The 20385-nt window shown below is 69.3% G+C and carries 14 protein-coding genes; 3 read left to right on the forward strand and 11 right to left on the reverse strand.

Annotated elements, in window-relative coordinates; genetic code table 11:
* Positions 1–464: 464 nt before the first annotated feature.
* Positions 465–1565 carry an aldo/keto reductase gene (locus tag WMF27_RS38820; protein WP_437763861.1) on the reverse strand — a complete coding sequence of 367 codons (1101 nt, stop codon included), beginning with the start codon at positions 1563–1565 and terminating at the stop codon, positions 465–467.
* A 176-nt stretch (positions 1566–1741) separates the two neighbouring features.
* On the opposite strand from WMF27_RS38820, the gene WMF27_RS38825 reads away from it, so the two are divergent.
* Positions 1742–2695 (forward strand): ArsR/SmtB family transcription factor, encoded by a 954-nt coding sequence (locus WMF27_RS38825; RefSeq protein ID WP_437763860.1) that lies wholly within the window; start codon positions 1742–1744, stop codon positions 2693–2695.
* A 2-nt stretch (positions 2696–2697) separates the two neighbouring features.
* The gene (gene metH, locus WMF27_RS38830) at positions 2698–6543 is read left to right on the forward strand and encodes a methionine synthase (RefSeq protein ID WP_437763859.1); all 3846 of its coding nucleotides are present in this window, start codon (positions 2698–2700) and stop codon (positions 6541–6543) included.
* 197 nt (positions 6544–6740) lie between these two features.
* On the opposite strand, the gene WMF27_RS38835 is transcribed toward metH, so the two are convergent.
* The 7 genes from WMF27_RS38835 to WMF27_RS38865 all read right to left on the reverse strand — a co-directional run bounded on the left by WMF27_RS38835 (position 6741) and on the right by WMF27_RS38865 (position 14562).
* Positions 6741–8147: a DUF1552 domain-containing protein gene (locus WMF27_RS38835; RefSeq protein WP_437763858.1), complete on the reverse strand. Its 1407-nt coding sequence runs from the start codon at positions 8145–8147 to the stop codon at positions 6741–6743.
* Entirely contained in the window at positions 8144–9853 is a 1710-nt protein-coding gene (locus WMF27_RS38840; protein ID WP_437763857.1) for a DUF1592 domain-containing protein, read from the reverse strand. Before WMF27_RS38840 ends, WMF27_RS38835 begins: the two co-directional genes overlap by 4 nt.
* A 368-nt stretch (positions 9854–10221) precedes the next feature.
* Entirely contained in the window at positions 10222–11016 is a 795-nt protein-coding gene (locus tag WMF27_RS38845) for a BPTI/Kunitz domain-containing protein (RefSeq protein ID WP_437763856.1), read from the reverse strand.
* Positions 11017–11200: 184 nt separating this feature from the next.
* Positions 11201–11926: a hypothetical protein gene (locus WMF27_RS38850; protein WP_437763855.1), complete on the reverse strand. Its 726-nt coding sequence runs from the start codon at positions 11924–11926 to the stop codon at positions 11201–11203.
* Between the two features lie 61 nt (positions 11927–11987).
* On the reverse strand, positions 11988–12836 hold the full coding sequence (locus WMF27_RS38855) for a hypothetical protein (protein ID WP_437763854.1): 849 nt from the start codon (positions 12834–12836) through the stop codon (positions 11988–11990).
* Entirely contained in the window at positions 12833–13456 is a 624-nt protein-coding gene (locus tag WMF27_RS38860; RefSeq protein WP_437763853.1) for an RNA polymerase sigma factor, read from the reverse strand. Before WMF27_RS38860 ends, WMF27_RS38855 begins: the two co-directional genes overlap by 4 nt.
* Positions 13453–14562 carry a hypothetical protein gene (locus WMF27_RS38865; RefSeq protein WP_437763852.1) on the reverse strand — a complete coding sequence of 370 codons (1110 nt, stop codon included), beginning with the start codon at positions 14560–14562 and terminating at the stop codon, positions 13453–13455. Before WMF27_RS38865 ends, WMF27_RS38860 begins: the two co-directional genes overlap by 4 nt.
* Positions 14563–14872: 310 nt before the next feature.
* On the opposite strand from WMF27_RS38865, the gene WMF27_RS38870 reads away from it, so the two are divergent.
* The gene (locus WMF27_RS38870; RefSeq protein ID WP_437763851.1) at positions 14873–16363 is read left to right on the forward strand and encodes a HEAT repeat domain-containing protein; all 1491 of its coding nucleotides are present in this window, start codon (positions 14873–14875) and stop codon (positions 16361–16363) included.
* Positions 16364–16538: 175 nt separating this feature from the next.
* Here WMF27_RS38870 and WMF27_RS38875 read toward each other — a convergent pair whose 3' ends face one another.
* The 3 genes from WMF27_RS38875 to WMF27_RS38885 all read right to left on the reverse strand — a co-directional run bounded on the left by WMF27_RS38875 (position 16539) and on the right by WMF27_RS38885 (position 20285).
* Positions 16539–17210 (reverse strand): hypothetical protein, encoded by a 672-nt coding sequence (locus WMF27_RS38875; RefSeq protein WP_437763850.1) that lies wholly within the window; start codon positions 17208–17210, stop codon positions 16539–16541.
* 171 nt (positions 17211–17381) lie between these two features.
* The gene (locus tag WMF27_RS38880) at positions 17382–18059 is read right to left on the reverse strand and encodes a DUF1295 domain-containing protein (RefSeq protein WP_437763849.1); all 678 of its coding nucleotides are present in this window, start codon (positions 18057–18059) and stop codon (positions 17382–17384) included.
* Between the two features lie 543 nt (positions 18060–18602).
* Entirely contained in the window at positions 18603–20285 is a 1683-nt protein-coding gene (locus WMF27_RS38885; RefSeq protein WP_437763848.1) for a metallophosphoesterase family protein, read from the reverse strand.
* Positions 20286–20385 lie beyond the last annotated feature (100 nt).

Raw genomic sequence — 20385 nt, forward strand, 5'->3', positions numbered from 1 at the left:
GAGTCAACGAGCAGGTTGCCATGACATAAATGTCGCGGCTCCATGACACAAATGTCGCGGTACGCAAAGTTTGCATACAACAACGACTAGTGCGCGAGATGGATGACTGCGGGTGCATCATGTCAACATTTGATGGCCCCTCATTCACTCACATCCAGGGTCAAGTCACCGTCAAGTGGCTGTCCATTCGGTTGGTCAAAATTGACCATTACCGGGCGGCGAGGCGGCCAGCCATGTCGAACATGCAACCCTGATTCATTCACTCTCCTGGGAAAGCGACGGTAGTTCAACAATCGATTGATGCCGTCGGCGGCGCTCTCTCTTGTAAGACTAGAAAATCCACACGCTCGGGCACCTGCGGCGGCTGGCGCGCGCGGGGCGTCGGCGGAGGAGCAGGGCGCCTTCGCGGCGACGCCCGTTGCGAGGCTTGCCCCCTTGCGTCGGGAGCCCCGCGGCGCTCCCGCTCAGAGGTTCGCGGTCGTCAGCCAGTGGGGGTTCCTCGTCGTGCCGTCGAAGCGCTCGGTGGTCTTGAACTGCTCGTGTTCTCCTCTGGCCCCGAGCTCGGCGGTGCGCGCGAGGATCGCCGAGACGCGCTCGCTGCCGAGCGGCTGGAACGTGTAAGCCGCCTTGAGCGCCTGCTTGAGGACACCCAGGCTGTCGCAGCCGGTGATGACCACCGACGTCGGCAAGCTCATGGGATAATGCAGGCAGGTCATCGGCGAGACCACGCCCGCCGTCGCGATCTCCCCGCCGGCGAACGGCTTCATCCCCAGCACCCCGATGCCCTGCTGCGTCAGCACCGGGAGCACCGCCTTCTCGAAGCTCCGGTAATGGGGGTCCAGGACGTTGAGGGGCATCTGCACGGTGTCGAGCGGGACACCCTGCCGCTCGGCCGTCTTCAGCATGGCGAGGTGGATGTCCGGGTCCTTGTGCCCCGTGAAGCCGATGAACCGGATCTTGCCGGCCTTCTTCGCGGCGACGAGCGCCTCCATCGCGCCGCCGGGCCCGTAGATCTGCTCGGGATCGCTCATCCGGATGATCTCGTGCATCTGCACGAGATCGATGACGTCGGTGCGCAGCCGCCGGAGCGACTGCTCGAGCTGCGCCTCGGCGGTCGCCCGGGTGCGGCCGTCGAGCTTGGTCATCAGGAAGACCTTGCTGCGGTATCCGTCCTGGAGCGCCTTGCCCATGCGCTCCTCGCTCTTGCCGTCGTGGTAGTCCCAGCAGTTGTCGAGGAAGGTGACCCCGTGATCGATCGCGAAGCGAACGAGCCGGATGCTCTCCTGCTCGTCGCTGGGGACCGCGATGTGGTAGCCGCCGAGGCCGAGGAGGCTGACCTTCACGCCGGTCCGCCCGAGCGTCCTCGTCGGCATCACGCCGCCCGCCGGCAGCGCGACGTCTTCTTCCTCCGGCGCCCCGGAGGAAGGCCCCTCGGGAGGCTCCGGAGCGCCCGCGCCCGGGGATGTAGCGTTTTGCCGCAGCTGCGCGCCCCCTGCACACGCGCCGAGCGCGATGCCGGCACCGGCGGCGTGGAGGAAGGTGCGCCGAGAAGATCGCTTCGTCATGGCAGGGCAACGCTCCTTTTCAGGACGATCCACGACGAAGCCCGGCTGCAGGGGGCGTGCCATGCGAACACAGGCACGAGCGTGGCGCGCGGCGCTCGGTGCTCCTCGGCCACCGGCGCGCTTGACTCCGGCAGCCGGCGCCTCTATGACATTCGCGCATCTAGATACATGAATACATGAGTCTTTCCGAATACATCGAGACGCTGAACCTCCTCGGGGACGAGAGCCGGATACGGCTCTGCGTGCTGCTCCGCGAGCGCGAGCTGCGGGTGACGGATCTGGTTCGCGTGACGGGCATCGCGCAGTCGCGCGTCTCGACGCACCTCGGGCGGCTCCGCGAGGCGGGGTTCGTGCGGGATCGGCGCCAGGGGCCGCAGTCGTTCTATGCGCTCGCGGTCGACACCCTGCCCGGGACGGCGAAGGCCCTCCTCGATGAGGCCACGAAATCGCCCGACCCGACCCTGGAAGGCGACCAGCGGCGCCTCCTGGAGCTCGACGCCGAGCGGCGCGGCGGCCTCCCCGAGTCCTTCGCCGGCGAGATGGAGAGGCACTACTCCCCGGGCCGCACATGGCAGTCGCTCGCGGTCGGCATCGCCGCGTTGCTCCGCCTCGGCGACGTCCTCGACGTCGGGTCGGGCGACGGCGCGGCGGCCAGCGCGCTCGCGCCGTACTGCCGCTCGCTCACCTGCGTCGACTCGAGCAGCCGGATGATCGAGGCCGCGAGAGAGCGGTTCTCGACCCAGCCCCACGTCCGCGCCCAGGTCGCCGACGTCCACGCGCTGCCGTTCGGTGACGCCTCCTTCGACTCGGTCCTCGTGTTTCACACGCTGACCTACGCCGAGGACCCACCGCGGGCGCTGGAAGAGTGCGCCCGCGTGCTCCGCCCGGGCGGTCGGGTGGTCATCCTGTCGCTCGACGCGCACCAGCAGCGGGAGATCACCGTGCCTTACGGCGAGCGCCACCCCGGCTTCTCGCCCTCCGACATCCGCGCCATGCTCACCCGCGTGAAGCTCGATGTCGTCGCGTCCGAAGTCGCGTGCCGCGAGACGAAGAAACCCCATTTCCAGGTCGTGCTCGCCATCGCCGACAAGCCGACCCCCGGTCCCTCCAAGAGCGCCAAGCGAGGCTGATCATGCCGTCCAACAACACAACGCCTCCCCTTCATCCACTCCAGAAGCTCCTCCAGAGCCGCATCGTCATCATCGACGGGGCGATGGGGACGACCATCCGCACCTACGGGATGAAGGAAGCCGACATCCGGGGCGAGCGCTTCGCGGATTCGAAGAAAGACCTGCTGAACAACGGCGATCTGTTCTCGCTCACGCAGCCGGAGATGATCTGCGATATCCACCGGCGGTTCCTCGAGGCCGGCGCGGACATCATCGAGACGAACACCTTCGGCGCGACCAGCATCACCCAGAGCGAGTTCTTCGTGGACGACCCGCGCGAGCACGGCGGGCGGAAGGACCCGGCCTTCTATCAACGGATCATCGACGACCCGTTCCTCAACGACCTCGCCTGGGAGATCAACGAGCAGTCCGCGCGGCAGTGCCGCGAATGGGCCGATCGCGTGGCGAACGCCGACGGGCGGCAGCGGTTCGTCGCGGGCGCCATCGGCCCGCTCACCGTCTCCCTGTCCAACTCCCCGGACGCCGACGACCCCGGCTTCCGCGTCGTGACGTTCGATCAGGTGAAACAGGCGTACGTCCACCAGATCCGCGCCCTGATCGCCGGCGGCTCCGACGTGCTCTTGGTCGAGACCATCTTCGACTCGCTCAACGCGAAGGCCGCGCTCGTCGCCATTCGAGAGGTGTTCGACAAGGACGGCAAGACCCTGCCGGTGATGATCTCGGCGGCGGTCGGGCGCGGCGGAGAGACGATGATCTCCGCGCAGACGGTCGAGGCGTTCTGGAACGCGGTGAAGCACGTGAACCCGCTCGCCATCGGGCTGAACTGCTCGCTCGGTCCGGACCTGATGTATCCGTTCCTGTCCGACCTCTCGGAGAAGTCCAGCGCCGCGATCTCCTGCTACCCGAACGCCGGCCTGCCCAACCCGCTCTCCCCCACGGGCTTCGATCTGGAGCCGCCGGACATGGCGCGCCACATCGGCGGCTTCGCGGACGCAGGCCTCCTCAACATCGCCGGCGGCTGCTGCGGCAACACGCCCGAGCACATCGCGGCCATCGCCAAGGCGCTCGCCGGCAAGCCCCCGCGCGCCCTCGACCCGAGGCCCCCCGCGGAGGCCCCGCCCGGCGGCGCGGCCTCTTCCGGTTCCGGCCCGCCGATCCCCCTGCGCCTGTCCGGCTCGCAGCCGTTCACGCAGCAGCCCGGCGTCTACATGATCCTGGGCGAGCGCACCAACGTCGCCGGATCGCCGAAGTTCGCGAAGCTCATCAAGGAAGGGAAGTTCGAGGAAGCGGTGAGCGTCGCGCGCCAGCAGGTCGAGAACGGCGCCAACGTCATCGATATCTGCATGGACGAGGGCATGATCGACGGCGTCTCCGCGATGACGCGCTTCCTGCTGCTCCTGGCCAGCGAGCCCGAGGTGGCGAAGGTCCCGTTCATGGTGGACTCGTCGAAATGGGAGGTCATCGAGGCGGGCCTCAGGTGCATGCAGGGCAAGGGCATCGTGAACTCCATCTCGCTCAAGGAGGGCGAGGCGAAGTTCCGCGAGAGCGCGAGGACCGTCCTCAAGTACGGCGCCGCCGTCGTGGTCATGGCCTTCGACGAGCAAGGGCAGGCCGCCACCTACGAGGACAAGATCCGCATCTGCAAGCGCGCGTACGGCATCCTCGTCGACGAGGTGGGGTTTCCTCCCGAGGACATCATCTTCGATCCGAACATCCTCACGGTCGCCACCGGCATGGAGGAGCACAACAATTACGCCGTCGACTTCATCGAGGCGACCCGCTGGATCAAGGCGAACCTGCCGCACGCCAAGGTCAGCGGCGGCGTGTCGAACATCTCGTTCAGCTTCCGCGGCAACAACCGGGTGCGCGAGGCCATGCACTCGGCGTTCCTCTACCATGCGATCCGGGCCGGCATGGACATGGGCATCGTCAACGCGGGCATGCTCGAGGTGTACGAGGAGATCGAGCCCGAGCTCCGCGAGCTCGTCGAGGACGTCCTGCTCAACCGGCGCCCGGACGCCACGGAGCGGCTCGTCGACTTCGGCGAAGCGCTGAAGGCCAGGAGCGCCGGCGCCGCCGCGGCCGAGAAGAAAGAAGAGGAGTGGCGCAAAGGCACCGTCGAGGAGCGGCTGTCGCACGCGCTGGTCAAGGGCATCGACACGTACATCGAACTCGACACCGAGGACGCGCGCGCCAAGCTCGGCCGCCCGCTCTCCGTGATCGAGGGCCCGCTGATGGATGGAATGAGCGTCGTCGGAGATCTCTTCGGCGCGGGCAAGATGTTCCTGCCGCAGGTGGTGAAATCGGCGCGCGTGATGAAGAAGGCCGTCGCGTACCTCACGCCGTTCATGGAGGAGGAGAAGGCGGCGATGGCCGCCGCTGGACAGGCGGTGAAGACGCAGGGGAAGATCGTCCTCGCCACGGTGAAGGGCGATGTCCACGACATCGGCAAGAACATCGTGGGCGTCGTGCTCGCGTGCAACAACTACGAGGTGATCGACATGGGCGTCATGGTCCCGTGCGAGAAGATCCTCGAGCGCGCCAGGCAGGAGAAGGCGGATCTGATCGGCCTGAGCGGGCTGATCACGCCGTCGCTCGACGAGATGATCCACGTCGCCCGCGAGATGGAGCGGCAGAACTTCAAGCTGCCGCTCCTGATCGGCGGGGCGACGACCAGCAAGGCGCACACCGCCGTGAAGGTGGCCCCGCATTACAGCGAGCCGGTCGTGCATGTGGTCGACGCGAGCCGCGCCGTGCCCGTCACGACGAGCCTCCTGAGCGAGGAGGGCAAGGCGGCGTTCGTCGCCCAGCACCGCGCCGAGTACGAGAAGCTGCGGCGGCTCCACGCGGCGCCGAAGCACAAGCTCGTCTCCCTCGAGGCCGCGCGGGCGAACCGGACGCGGATCGAGTGGCGCGCCGAGGATCTGCCGGTGCCCGAGTTCACCGGCGCGCGCGTGCTCGAGGACTTCCCGCTCGCGACCTTGCGCGAGTACATCGACTGGACGCCGTTCTTCCACACGTGGGAGCTGAAGGGCGTCTATCCGCGGATCCTGGAGCACGAGAAGTACGGCGAGCAGGCGCGCCAGCTCTTCTCCGAGGCGAACGCGCTGCTCGACACGATCATCGAGAAGAAGCTGCTGACGGCGCGCGGCGTGTACGGCTTCTTCGCCGCGAGCGCCGTGGGCGACGACGTGGAGGTGTACACGGACGGGACGCGCACGAAGGTGCTCGATCGGCTTCACTTCCTGCGCCAGCAGACGGCGAAGGAGAGCGGCGAGCCGAACCGGTCGCTCGCGGATTTCATCGCGCCCAGGGAGACCGGCCTCCGGGACCACATCGCCGGCTTCGCGGTGACCGCCGGGATCGGCCTGAAGGAGCTGTGCGAGCGGTTCAGGGCGGTGCACGACGACTACAACGCCATCATGGCCGAGGCGATCGCCGATCGCCTGGCCGAGGCGTTCGCCGAGTGCCTGCACAAGCGGGTGCGCGACGAGTGGGGTTATGGCCGGCAGGAGGACCTGACCAAGGCCGAGCTCATCGAGGAGAAGTACCGCGGCATCCGGCCCGCGGCGGGGTACCCCGCGTGCCCGGATCACACCGAGAAAGGCACGCTCTGGCGGCTGCTCGACGTCGAGAAGAGCACCGGCATCCAGATCACCGAGTCGTTCGCGATGTGGCCCAGCTCGAGCGTGAGCGGCCTGTACTTCGCGCACCCGGAGGCCCGGTACTTCAGCCTGGGAAAGATCGATCGCGACCAGGTGGTCGACTACCACGCGCGCAAGGGCATGACCGTTGCCGAGGTCGAGCGCTGGCTCCGCCCGAACCTCAACTACGACGCTTCAAACTAGCAGAAATCCCGCCGGGGATCGGCCTCGCGAAGGAAGAGAGATTTCAACGCAAAGGCGCAAAGACGCGAAGACGCAAACCTGAAAAAAGATCTGTTTTTTTGCGACTTTGAGGCTTTGCGACTCTGCGTTGAAATCTCTATCTGTTCTTTTTTGCGCCTTTGCGACTTTGCGGCTTTGCGTTGAAATCTCCCGCCGGATCAGGCCTTGATCTCGTCGAGCTCGCCCGGCTGGCCGAAGGAGCCGAAGTTCGCGATCGGCCCCCCGCCCTCCTCGGTGCAGCCGACCGCGTTCGCGAGCGTCGTGAGCAGCTTGTTGTGGGGCGCGTCCTTGTCCTGCACCGTATTGGACTGCCGCGTCACCTTGATGTACTGCCCCGTCTTGAAGTAGCCGCCGCAGCTCCCCGCGATGATGTACGGCAGGTCGCGGAAATCGTGGCGCAGGCCGTCGGAGAGCTCGTTCATGAACACGACGGCGCTGTTGTCGAGCACCGTCGCCCCGCCCTCCTCGTAGCCCGCGAGCCGGTCGAGCAGGTAGGCATACTCGCCCATGAACCAGCGATCGATGTTGAAGAGCATCTCCTCGTAGCCGTCGACGGCGTTTCCGGTGTCGTCGTCCCTCGTGTTCCCGTGCGAGAGCTTGTGGTGGTTGTACTCGTGGGCCATCCCATCCCACTTGAAGACGGGCCCCGCCGCGCCCGAGCCCCATTGCAGCGTCGCCGACCGCGTCGCGCCGGTCGCGATCGCCAGCGCGAGGATGTCCATCTGCATCCGCCCGACCTTCTTGAACTCCGCGTCGAACGCCACGGTGTCCGGGTCGATCGCCTCGATCTCCGCCGCTCGCTCCGGCGAGAGCTCGCGCGGGATGATCCCCGAGCCGCCCATGCCGACCTCGAGGTCGCGCACGGTCTGGAAGTGCATGTCGAGCTTGTCGCGATCGGCCTTGCTGAGCTTCTTCTTGAGCAGGGCCTCGTACTCGACCGAGACCAGGTCGAGCACGCTCTCGCGGCGCTTCGTGAGCCGCACGAGCGCCTCCTCTTCGAGATCCGTCCCGCCGACCAGGTCCCGGTACGCGAGCCACGGGTTGTTCTCGCCGCCGACGGGCTGCTCGCTTCCGGTGTACGAGATGTGCCCGCGCACGTTCGGCGTCTTCGCCCCGACCATCAGCGTCAGCGCGGGCGTGCCCGGCGGGTTGATCTTGTTCGCGATGAACTGATCGAGCGAGATCCCCGCCGCGTACTGGGTGCCCTGGACGAGCGGCTGCGCCGTGAGCTTGCAGCCCATCCCCTTCGCGTGATCGTCGCCCGCGGTCGGGTCGAACCCGTAGCCGCGCGGCACCATGTGGATGCCCCGCGGGATCAGGAGCTTGTCCCGGTACGCGGCGAGGGGCGCTATGGCCCGCGTCGCCCCGAACGAGGCGGCCGTCAGCGCGCCGTACTGCGTGCTCGGGAAGAACTTGGCCATGTTCACGCCATTGCACATGAAGAAGGCGATGAACCGGCGCGGCGCGCTCGCGTCCGCCTTGGCGTCGCGCGGGCGCAGCGACTCGAGGAGCGGGAGGCCGAGCATCACCCCGCACGCGCCCCGCAAGAACGTTCTGCGATTCATTGGTCCACCTCTTCCACGGCCCGGTACCTGAACGTCTTCGTCTGCGTGAGCGCGACCAGCAGCTCCTTGATGTTGTACCCGGACGCGCCGAGCTTCGCGTCGAGCTCGGCGACCGTGCACGCGTCCTCGCGCGAGAGCTGGCGCGCATTGCCGTAGCGGTACCAGTTCGTCAGATAACACCGCTGCGCGACGGGGCTCTCCGCGAGCTGCGTCGCGAGGTCCACGGCGCCGTCGAAGCTGAGCTCGTCCTTTCCGACGGCGATCGTGCCTGTCGCGTCGATCGGCTCGCCGTCCTCGTCGGCGCGGTAGCGCCCGACCGCGTCGAAGTGCTCCAGCGCGAAGCCCGGGGGGTTGATCACGCCATGGCACTTGTTGCACACGTCCGGCGACGTGTGCACCTCCACCTGGTCGCGCGTGGTCTTGATCTCGCCCTGGATGGGCGGCAGCGTCGTGTTGATGTTCGCCGGCGGGTCCGGCAGGTCGGTGCAGAGGATCTGGCGCTGGATGAACACGCCGCGGTGGATCGGCGAGCTCTTGTTGAAGAACGCGTGCGAGCTCAGGAAGCCGGCCTGCGTGAGGAGCCCCGCCCGCTCCGCCGGGTCGAGCGGCGTCTCCACGAGCTCGCTCGTGAACGACCCCTCCACGCCGTAGATCGGGGCGAGCCTGTCGTTCACGAAGCCGACGGGCGCCGTCATCAGCGTCCTGAAGTCGCCCTCCATCTCGAGGACGACGTGCCGGATGAACTGCCTCGTCTCGGCCGCCATGGCCGAGGACACGCTCGCGTCGAAGTCCTCGTAGAGCGCCGGATCCTTCGAGAGATCCGCGTAACGGCTCATGTGGAGCCACTGGGCGTGGAAGTCGTCCAGGGCGCTCGTGGCCCTGGGGTCGGCGAGCATGCGCCGCGCCTCGGCCTCGATGCCCTCGGGCGTGCCCAGCGCGCCGCCCTCCGCCGCTTCGAGGAGCGCGTCGTCGGGCAGGCTGTTCCAGAGCAGGTACGAGAGCCGCGTCGCGACCTCGTAGGCGTCGAGCGGGATGATCCCCCCGCCGTCGAGCGCCTCGCTGAGCTCGATGCGGTAGAGGAAGTGCGGCGACTGGAGCATCGCCTCGATGACGTGGCGCACGCCCTGCTCGAACGGCGTGCCCGCGTCGAAGAGGCCGTTGCCGCGGGCGTAGGCGGCGACGTACGCCTCCTCCTGCTCCGCCGAGAGCGGCCTCCTGTAGACGCGCTTGCCGAGCTCCCGGATGAGCTGCCGGGCGCAGGCCGCGCCGTCGCCCTCCGGCGCGCACGGCACGATCTTGCCGAGCACGGCCTGGTCGACGACGGCGTCGGCCGCGATGGTCTCCGCGGCGCGGCGGTAATCGCGGGCGAGGCGGTCGGAGACGAGGAGCCCCTTGGCGTTGTTGTTGAACCCCTCGAACGCCGGGTCCGCGAGGAACGCCGCCGAGGCCTTCATGTCCTTGCCGAAGAGGTCCCGGACGGTGTTGTCGTACTGCGCGTGCGTCAGCCGCGTCAGGCGCGGGGTGGGGCCTGGCGCGGTGACGCCGGGCGCGCACTGGGCGCTGGGGTCGGGACCGGGGCCGGGGCCGGGACCGGGACCGGGGCCGTCGCCCGGGTCCGATCCGCCGTCTCCAGACGTTCCCGAGCACGCGGCCGCGCTGGAGAGCGCGATGGCCGCGAGCAGCATCCTCGGGGTGCTTCGATTCACGGGCAGCTCCTTCGTGAATGAGCTCGAAGAAAGAAGAATCTACGAGCGCTCCATGGAACAGGCTATCGGGGCCAGGCGCTCAGCGTCAATGCGAGGCGACGGTGGAGCGGTCGGTTCTTTCGGTCCCGGCGGTTCCGGCGGTTCCGGCGGTTCCGGCGGTTCTTTCGGCCCCGGCGGTCCCGGCGGTTCCGTCGGTCCCACCCAATGCGCCGGTGCTGTTCACCGGAATCGGCGCAGCGCGGCGATGACGCGTCGAGACGGGAAAGACGCCCAGGTGGGCGCAGGAAAGTGCCTTATCCACGATTCACGAGACAGCGCCTGACCACGCACGCCGGGAGCGCTGGTCGTTCCTCGTCGTCCCGCGTCGTTCAAGGTGTCGGGGGCATCTGCGGCTGACACCTGCCCGACGAGCAGACCGCCGTCATGCCGTCCGGGAACACGGGCGCGCACGGAGGGCACGCGCCCATGCCGGCGGGACAGACCAGGGCATCGAGCTCCGCGCTCTGGTTGAGGGCGACGATGCCTGTCCCGTCGCACCCCTCGCAGCAGCCGAGGCCGTCGCGCAGGGCGCAGTCGGAGTCGACCGTGCACTCCGTCAACGGCGACTCGCGCACGTCGAGGACGACGCAGCGCCCCGCCTCGCACGTGGCGGTGAAGTACTGGGTCGTGCGCTCCGCCTCGGTGACCTCCGGGCACGCGCCGCACGCGACGCCCCCGCACCCCTGGATGATCTCGTTGAGCTTCGTCCCGGCGCGGTTGATGGCCCTGAAGTTCTCGGCAACGGCCGTGTCACAGGCGCCGCAGCAGCCCCGCGACACCAGGACGCAATCGCTCGGCGCGTTGCAGACGCCTATGTCGGGTAGCTCGCCCCGACAGGCCTCCTCGCACGCGGCGAGGGAATCGAAGCGGTTCTCGTTGCCCTCGCAGCCGCCGTAGGTGAACTCCCTGCACGCGCCGGCGGCCGGGTCGTACCAGGTTTTCGGGAACGCCGCGTCACACCGACCCGGATCCGCCGGCAGCAGGCACCGGACGGGCAATTGCCCGCCGCCGCCACCGCCGCCGGTCTCCGCAGACGAACCGCCTCCGCCCGGGTCCCCGCCGCCCGAGCCTGCGGGGTCCACCTTCCCGGAGCAGCCTGCGGCGAGCAGAAGGGAGCTAAGCAAGCCAAGACCCAGGGATAAGCGCCGAGGCATGCCGGGCGAGTTGCAACGAGCATGCCCTGGGCGTCCGGTCGATGCGCCCGCCGATCTCGGCCCGGATCGCGCGGGCGAGGGGCCTCGGTGTGCCAGACGGCGCGGCACACCATGACGGCGTCGTCGAGGGGACCGGTCCCTGAGCCGATCGCCGTCAGGGGTCGCGCGTCAGCCGGACGTTGTACGTGGCGCTCCCGAGCGCCATGCTGCCGTCTGCCCTCTGCTGGTCGACGACAAAATCGAAGGCGACCGTGTTGCGCACATCGATGGTGCACCCGGATGCATCACAATCACAAACGCCTATTCTACACAGCGCGATGTATCCGCAGTCGGCGGGCTGCCCGTCCTGGGTACAGCCGGCGGCCCCTGTTCCCCACCCCCCGTTGGGCATGCAGAGGTAGGCGTCCGAGTCTGGCTGGATGAGGTACGACGTCTGAAGCTCGCACCAGCCCGTCCAGAGCTCTCGGGGATCGATGGCGAAATGCAGCCGGCGGTCGGTGAGCTGCGCATCGAGCATGGTGAAATCGAACCCCTCGTACGGCAGCTCGGTATCGTAGTAGTCGCCCGGCCCGATCGACGTGGGATAGCCCACGTCCGGATCCACGGCCGGGGGGATGGCGGCTCCCGTGCCGAAGCGCACCTTCCCCTGGATCGATGTGCCCTCCACGGTGTCGATGTCGATCTGGATCACGTCCGATCCCGAGCGGAACTTGAAGTTCTCGACGTATCCATCCCAGTGCGCGACGAGCAGCGCGGCCGCGCTGGAGTCGGGGCTGGGCTCACCGCTGCCGATGGGCAGATCCTGCGACTGACAGCCGGTGTTCCCGAGCGAGGCAGCCGTGAAGAGCAACGCGAGCGCGACGCGGGTCGAACGATTCATGGTTCCTCCTGTCTCTTGCGGTCCATCGCTACATGGCCGGCGCGAGGAACATCCGTCTCTGTCAGTCGAGATTTTCTCGGAACGCGCACGAGGCGCGGACTCGGCCCATGTGCACCGAGCCCGGCGCTTCGCCGAGGAGCCGCTCGGCCTCCGCGCGCGCCTCCGGCGCCCGCCCTGCCGCGCAGAGGGCGAGCACGCGCGCGGCCATGCGCTCCTCGCGGAGCTGGCCCTCCGGGAACCGGGCGCCGAGGTCGTCGAGGCGATCGAGCGCGGCCGACGGATCGCCGTCCCGCACGGCGTCCTGCGCCTCGCGCAGCAGGGCCATCTCCGCGGCGAGCGTGCTCGGCGTCGCCGGCTGTCCGCCGCGCGGGCGCGCCGGCTCGCGTTCGCCGCCGCCTGTCGAGGGCGCTCGCGCGGCGCCCTCCGCGCCCGGGTCCAGCGGCCGCGGCGGTGCCGGCGCGACCGCGTGGGCGGCACTGGGGCGCGGGGGCGCGGCAGTCGGCGCCGGCGCGGCGACCGGAGCCGCCGCGGGCGGTGTCACCGCGGGAGGAGGCGCCGCGGGCGCGCTCGCCGGCGGCGCTGCGCTGGCCGGCGGAGGCGCGTCGACGGTCGCCCTGCCGGTGAAGAACCCGCCGGCGAAGGCGACGGCGCCGATCAGCGCGCCCGCCGCGATCACCTTGCCCGAGAGCACGCCGCCGGCCGCCTTGCCCGCGAGCACGCCGCCGCCTGCCCCGCTGCCCGCGAGCGGCGGCGGGGGCGAGGTGGGCGCCTCCCCGGACGGCTCCTGCGGCGCGCCGACCGCCAGCTTGCCCGCGAGCGCCGCGCGGAGCCGCGCCTTGTCGGACGGCGCGAGCCCGTCGGCTCGGGCCGCCTTCAGGAGCGCGCGCGCCTTGTCGCCCGGATCGCTCATGGCCATCCGCCCCCGCGCCTCGCCAGCGCCAGCTCGAACTCGCGGCGCGCGGCGCGCAGCCGCGAGTAGACCGTGTTCAGCTTCAGGTCGAGCGCCGCGGCGATCTCCGGCGCGCTCAGCTCCTCGATCTCCGCCATCACGAGCACCGCGCGCTTGTCGTCGTCGAGCTCCGCGAGGAGCGCGTCGACGAGCTTCAGCGCCTCGACCTGCTCGAGCCGCTCCGCCGGCCCCGGCGCGCGGTCCGCCACGCCGCCCGGCAGCTCCTCGAGCCCTCCCTTGCGCCGGACGAGGCGCCGGTGATCGCGCGCCACCCGGCAGAGGATCGCGAACAGCCACGCCTTCACGCTCGACCGCGGCTCGAACTCGCCGAGCCGCCGGTGGACCACGACGAAGACGTCCTGGAAGGCGTCGTCCAGGCTCGCCTCGCTGACGCCGAGCCGGCGCAGGTTTCGCCAGACGAAGTCGGCGTGCTCGTCGTAGACCGCGTCGAAGTCGAGGGAGGCGGGCCCGTCGTGGACGCCGAAGCGCGGATCGAACACGGACCCCGCGAAGGGAAGCGCCGACGCGGGGGGCGTCCTCGTCACGCGAAGTACATGGCCGGCGCCGTCCGGATCCGTCACGGAAATCGCACCTCGACCCCCAGCGAGGCGCGGAGCGTGGCGGGGGCGCTCCGGTGGACCGCGCCGATGCCGACGAGCACGAACCGATCGCGCGTCACGGGGAACGGAACGTCGAGCGTGAGCGGGACGCGGAGCCGGTCCGAAAGGGTGAAGGTCGCGAGCGCTCCGGGGTGCGGCGCGACCCAGAGCGCCCGGTTCGAGCCGGGCGACGCCGCGCCGAAGCTGTCCGCGCTCATGACGCCGACCTCGACGCCGGCGCAGGGTCCGAGCTCGATCGAGCGATAACGCATCGCGTAACACAGGCGCACTCCGCCGGTGGTCAGCTGGACGTCGCCGCCCATCGTCGTCCGCTCGACGAACGCTTGCTGCGCGCCGAAGTAGGTGCCGGACAGCTCGACGCGGACGGCTCCGATCAGCACGCCCGCGGCGATGCCGGCGCCCGGAGCGAGCGCCGGGAGCGAGGCGGTGTCGAGGACGCCGGAGGCCCTGAGCGTGCCGCGCAGCTCGAGGGGGCGCGACGGGCCCTGCGCCGGGGCCGCGCTGGCCTCTGGCGGGGGCGAGGCCGCGGGCGGCGCCTCGGCGGCGGGGGGCGCGTCAGGAGATGCGTCGACCTCCGGCGCCACGCCGGCGGCTGGATCCGCGCCGACGCCTGGATCCGCGCCGGAGATGTCGCCTGGCGCCGCGCCGGTGTCCGGCTCCGCCGTCGGGGCGCCGCGGCTGGCTGCGTCGGGATCGATCGCGAGCGCGATGATCAGCGCCGCCGCGTCCGCGAGCTCGGCGCAGGTCTCGCCGTGGAGCTCGCGCGACCGTGCCGTCTCGCCGAGCGCCGTCGTGAGGCGGAGGTCCCACGACCCGCGCTCGTTCCGGGACACCACCGCGCGCGCCTTGAGCAGCGGCTCGCCGTTCGCCTCGGACGACCGCCCGAGGCGCTGCTCGATCTCGGCCAGCACGCGCCCTCGATCCGCGCATTCCCCGGGCGCGATCCAGTCGAGCTCGACGCCGCCCGCGTTCGCCGCGCCCTCCGCGGCGCTGGCGCGCGCCTCGGCCGCCGTCGCGGCGAGCGCGAGCGCGGCGAGCGCGGTGAAAGAAAGAGACGAAGAGGACATCGGCTGCAGCGATGAAGTCCGACCCGCGGCGGTCGCGCGGGCCCATCACGTCCCGCGGATCGCGGACGACGATGGCGCCGGGCTCCTTCGCGATCCGCAGGAGGCCCTGCGCTCCGCTCGGGAGGCCGGCGCGGCTCGACGGCCAGCGAGCCTACCAGAGGATCGAGGGGACGCGTCCGCCAGCGCAGCCGCAGGCGGCGGGCGCGCGTGCCTCGCGGCGCCCCTCCGGCGCCACGCCCGCCCCCGTCGAGCGCCCGGCGCCGTGATCCGGCGGGCGCGCGGCGGCGCTCGCGGGTGCTAGCGTGAGGCCGTGCGCGAGCGCCTCGATGGGATAGTCGCCAAGCTGACCGCGGTCCGGGAGCGGGGCCTCTCGTGTTTTGGCAGCGACGCTCATCGCTTCGAGCTGAAGCCGCCGGCCACCGAGGCCGAGGTGGCGGCGTTCGAGGCCGCGCGGCGGGCGCGGCTGCCCGAGGACTACCGCGCGTTCCTCCTGCACGTGGGGCACGGCGGGGCCGGGCCGTTCTACGGGCTCCTGACGCTCGCGCAGTGCGACGAGGCGCGGTACGAGGCGATCGACGACCTCGACGCCGCGTGCCCGCTGCACCCCGACACGCTGCCGCCCGGGGAGGACTGGCTCGATGTGCTCCTGCCCGGCGAGGACGAGGCGATGGACCGCGCGCTGCGGGGCACGCTGAGCCTCGGCATGCAGGGCTGCAGCTACTTCAGCCAGCTCGTGGTCACCGGGCCGGCGCGCGGCCGGGTGGTGTACATCGACCTCGACGGCGGGCGCCCGTATTTCCCCGAGAACGAGGGCTTCCTCGACTGGTACGAGCGCTGGCTCGACGAGCTCCTCGCCGGGTACGATTTCCACTGGTTCGGCACCGGCATGCCGGGCTTCGAGCCCGAGCTGGCCGGCGCGCTGCGCCGGGGCGAGCGCCTGGCGGCGGCGCTGGCGGCGATGTGCCAGCTGCCGCGGCTGGGCGGGGACACGCTCGAGCTGGTGATCGCGCGGCTCGATCACCCCGAGGCGGGCGTCCGGCAGCAGGCGCTCCAGGTGCTCGGCAAATTCGACGACGGCGCGGGGGCGCGGGCGCGGCGGTTCCTGCGCGATCCGGAGCCGGGGCCGCGCCGGGCGGCGCTGGAGGTCGTCTGCAAGGGCGATCCCGCGCGCTGGGCCGCCGATGCCCGCGCCCTGCTCGACGACGCCGACGGCTCGATCGCGTCGGCGGCCCTCCGCGCCCTGGACGAGGCGAAGGTGATCCTGCTGGCCGACCTCGCGCCGCGCGCCCGCGACCCGCGCAAGGGCGTGGCGACGGACGCGGGCTGGCGCCTCGCGGGCATGGCGAGCCGGGGCGTGCCGCCGTCGGAGGCCGCGGCGTTCGTCGCCGCCGCGACGGCGATGCTCGATCACGCCGAGCCGAGCGTGGCGATGTACGGCCTGCAGGTGCTCGTCCACGTGGACGCGCCGGCGCTCGTGGAGCGGCTGCGGGCGTTCGCGCTCGGCGAGGAGCGCTCCCACCGGATGAGCGCCTGCCGGGCGCTCGTCCGGCAGGACCGCGCCGCGGGCTTCGAGGTGCTGACCGAGCTGACGAGGCACGCCGATCCGTTCGTGCGCCAGGACGCCGCGCGCATGCTGGGCGACGTCGGCGACGCGCGGGTGCGGCCGGCGCTCGAGCGGCTGCTCGAGGATGAGACCAAGCCGTTCGAGCGCACCGCGACCGGCACCCGCAGCAACGTTGACCGCGTGTGCGACACGGCCCGGATGGCCATCAAGGCGATCGATCGCCGCGCGCGGCATTGAAGCACAGCGACCGCGGCGCGGCCTCCGGAGGTCAGAACCGCTCGACGACGAGCGACCGCCGGAAACAGCAGCGATTTTCATAGTTTCCGCCTGTCTCGCCGCCGAGGGCGGCTCCGGCGTGGCCCAACGGGGCGCCCTCCGCCGCCGCATCGCCCGCGGTGAAGGGCGCCGAGCATCATCGCCAGAAATCCTTCAACTCGGGGTCGTCCGAGAGCAGTTCATTTCTAAAGTCAGGATCAGTGACGATTCGCCATGCCAGCTTTCGCAACGCTGGAGCGCCAGGCACATCCGCCGCCGCCGGCACGACCCATTCACGTCTTCCGAAATGCTTATGATGCTCGTCCCGAAACAGCAATGCTTCGTAGCGCCGTCCATCCGGAAGCTTTTCGCTGTATCGGCGAAATATCCATGGGTGATTGGAGTACTGTTTGGACAAGCGCTGCGGCTCGATAGACGACGTCCAACCACGACTGACGGATGGCGCAGGACGAGGGCGCTCCTCCTCGAACCGTTGATGCACAGCGGTCGCAGCTTCCGCGAAACGCGCCGGGATCACAACCTGGAGGCCCGTGTGCCAACCATGATACTCGATAGGGAAGTACGGGATGCGGGCCTGGGCGAGCGCTTGATCAACCTTGTAGGCAAGCTCGGCGGCTGAAGTGCTCCAGTCGCCTCGCAACCACAGTCGATAGCGGTCGGGCTCGAGGTCCTCGGCGCGAGCAGCGGCATGGCTCGTGTGTCGTCGCCAGTCTTCCAACGGCGGCTTCGATCCTGCACCGCCAGGGCGGCCGGGGAAGCGGCGGCTTCCCTTTCCTTGGCTGTGGGGGGATCGCACCATCTGCGTCACGTCCTCATCTGCCCAACGGGTGACAACTAACTTGCGGGCGCTGCGCCCGTCAAGTTCAGTTGTGAGCTGGGCGCACGCTGAAGTATGCGCTCAGCGCTCTTTCGCCGCGAGGGACAGGAGTTCGCCGTTCCGCCATCGCGCAGGTGTGAACAACAATTTCTTCTGTATAGATTAGAGCAGAAATGGTATTAATCGCTTCGTTGTTCTCGAGTAGCTGGCAAACTGTTCCCCGTAGCGTGCCTTCAAGTAGATGTCGAGCTTCGGAATATTGAAAAAGTAGAAAAAGCAAAACAAGAATATAGGCACGAGTAGCGCGTACGGATTTCGCGTGATGCAGGCCAATCCGCAAACCCAGAGCAAATCACCGAAATAGTTAATATGCATCGAGAGGGCGAACAGTCCGCCAGTATAGAGTTTGCCTTTGCCTTCAGGTCGCTGCTTGAAGCGGTGGCGCTCCAGCTCCGCCCCGCTGTTGACGAGCGAACCGAGACAGAAGAGCAGGATTCCAAGGACTTCGGCAACGCTCCAAGGGACCTCGATACCGCGCGCCATCAAAGGAAACCCGAGAAGATAGAGCGCAAACGCAAAGGGCACGGAGATCGTTTCTTCGAGTGGAATTCGACGCTTCAAGAACACGAAGAGTGTAAACAGAAAGCGACAGAAGACGACAACGTTACATGCAAACAGCGCGATATTGCGGTAGACATGGGGCCTTTCCCCGAATGCGCGCATCCCCTCGAAAAGATGCCCGAATAGCACGAGGTAGGAGATCGCGAGCAGTCCGAGTTCGGACAGCACAATGATCGTCTTCTGCGGGATGCTATGGCTTTTGCCGCCGTACATGTCCATGACAACCAAATACCACATCGGTCACTTCACCAAAACGAGACCCTCACTTAAATTTGTGATTGAATGTATCAGGTAGATCCGTCGAACTCCGGCGACAGTAGCCTCCTTCCCGGGGGGGTCGGGGGCGCCTGGAGGGGCACGGCGGACGCACAGCCGGAGGTGTCGCGCCGCGTCCGTGCCTGGGTGACACGGCGCGGCTGCCTCATCGTGACGACCTGTCTCCCTGTCGCGATAGGGCCGCGTCGCGGGGAAGACCCATTGCCAGGGCCATTCCCGGCCGGCGTTCGGAACCTTGCGGTCCAGGGCGTCGGGGAGGGTCACCAGCCGGCGCCGGCCACGACATCGGCGGCGTGCTGGGCGCGCACGGCGGTGAGGTGATCGCGGAGCGGGGGGACCGGGCGGAGCGGCAGCATCGTGATTCGATCCTTCCTGCCCTTGCCGTCGCGAACGAGGATCTCGGCCCAAGCTTGCTCACCCCTCCGGTGCCACCGGCAGCCCGAGCAGCCGACCGATCGCCTCGCCCATCCCTGGCCGGACTTCTGACTAGAGCGACGGCAGCTGCTCGCGGAAGAACGCGTTGTACTTGGGATCGTTGTACCGCTCGTACTCGATCGCGAACGGCGTCAGCTGGCTGACCCCGCCCTTGTACCGGATGGTGAGGGCCATCGGCGTGACCTCGCGGTAGTTGCTGGCCTGCGGCAGGTCGTCGTTGGTCTTCCCGCCCGCGGAGAACAGGGTCAGCAGCACCCCGTCGGGGTCGTCGTGCACGACGCGGAAGCCCTCCGGGATGCGCTCGTGGCCGCGGATCAGCGTGGTGCAGCCGAGCTTCTGCATGAAGCTCTTGAACTGCCGCTTGCCGAAGGGGAAGCGCGCCGTGGACCTCTGGAGCTCCGCGGGGATCGCGTCGACCTCGCTGGGGTCGCTCCAGAGCATCTGGAACCGGATCTCCGGGTCGTTGAGCGAGGACACCGACGTCCACCGGGCGGCGATGGTCTCGTCGCGCGGGATCCCCGCGTGGACGAAGAGGATCCTGTCGAAGACCAGCATGTTCGGGAGCGCCTCGAAGAGGCGCATGTAGGCGGCGAACACCTCGTTCGGGGCGATGGCCGCGAGCGAGCTCATCGCCTCGGAGGGCCGCACCGGCGCGAGGACGCGGCCGTTCAGCTCGACGTAGTACTCGTGATTGCCGCGCAGCACGAAGACGCTGTCGGGCGCGGCGAGGAAGAGCTGCATCACCGTGCGCAGGACGCCGTTGTAGCTGAACCTGCCGCGATCGATGTAGTCGCCCAGGAACACCAGCAGCATCCGCGGGTTGTGCGCGGGGTCGTCGCGGTGGGCCTGCACCTTGGCGAAGAAGTCGGCCTGCATCAGCGCCCCCTTGAGGCACGAGTAGCAGCCGTGCAGATCGCCGATGACCAGGAGCTCGACGTCCTCGGCGGGGTCGGGCGAGGCGACGTAGACGTGGCCGTCGAGGAAGGGCGCCTGCCCGGCGAAGCCCGCGAGATCCGCGGCGCCGTCGAGCCGGCCCGCGCCGCGCGCGCGCTGCTCCTCGAGCTTCGCCTCGAACCTGCGCATCAGGTCCATGTCGACCTTGGCCTGCTCCGCGAACGTGGCCGGATCGCTCGCGTAGTCCCACTCGAACGCCTTGAAGAACGGGTGATCGACCTCGCGCGCCTGCTTGCGCGTGGCCGGATCGATCACCACCGCGCCCTGCTCGATCGTCTCGATGTCCACGTCGTCGATCTCGATCGGCGACGCCGACAGGAGCGACGAGAGCTCGTCGCGGAACCGCTGCTCGTTCGGGTGGACGACGCCGTCGGCGAGCATGAGCTCGTCGACGGTCGCGAGCAGCGCCTTCCGGTTGTCGTCGTCGAAGCCGTCGAGGAGCTCGAAGCAGCGGAGCTTGATCTTGGAGAGGACGAAGGCCTTCGGGTCCTCTCCCTCGGCGACGCTCTCGGTGAAATGGCTCTGGATCTGGTGGTCGATCTCGGAGAAGACCTCGTGGAAGTGGCTGGTCCACCGGCCGACGACGTCCTCGTTCTCCTGGGCCCCGCCGCCGAGGGCGTCGCGCGCGCGCTGCCGGACGAGGTCGTGGATGTAGCCGCGGATGAACGACTTCTCGGTCGGATCGAGCTCGCCGTCGATGTACCCGAACCCCGTGAGGTAGTAGATGATGGCGTGCATCTGCTGCTCGGCGACGCGCGGATCCGGGCTGAACGACATCATCAGGCAGCTCTCCTCTTCGCGATGGTGCCCCAGGGTAGCGCAAGACGGGCGCGCGGCGGCGGCGAGCGCGCCTCACGGCCGCGCGGGCGAGCGCGCGCCG

The sequence above is a fragment of the Sorangium sp. So ce281 genome, assembly GCF_051527395.1.
GTDB classification, from domain to species: domain Bacteria; phylum Myxococcota_A; class Polyangia; order Polyangiales; family Polyangiaceae; genus Sorangium; species Sorangium cellulosum_B.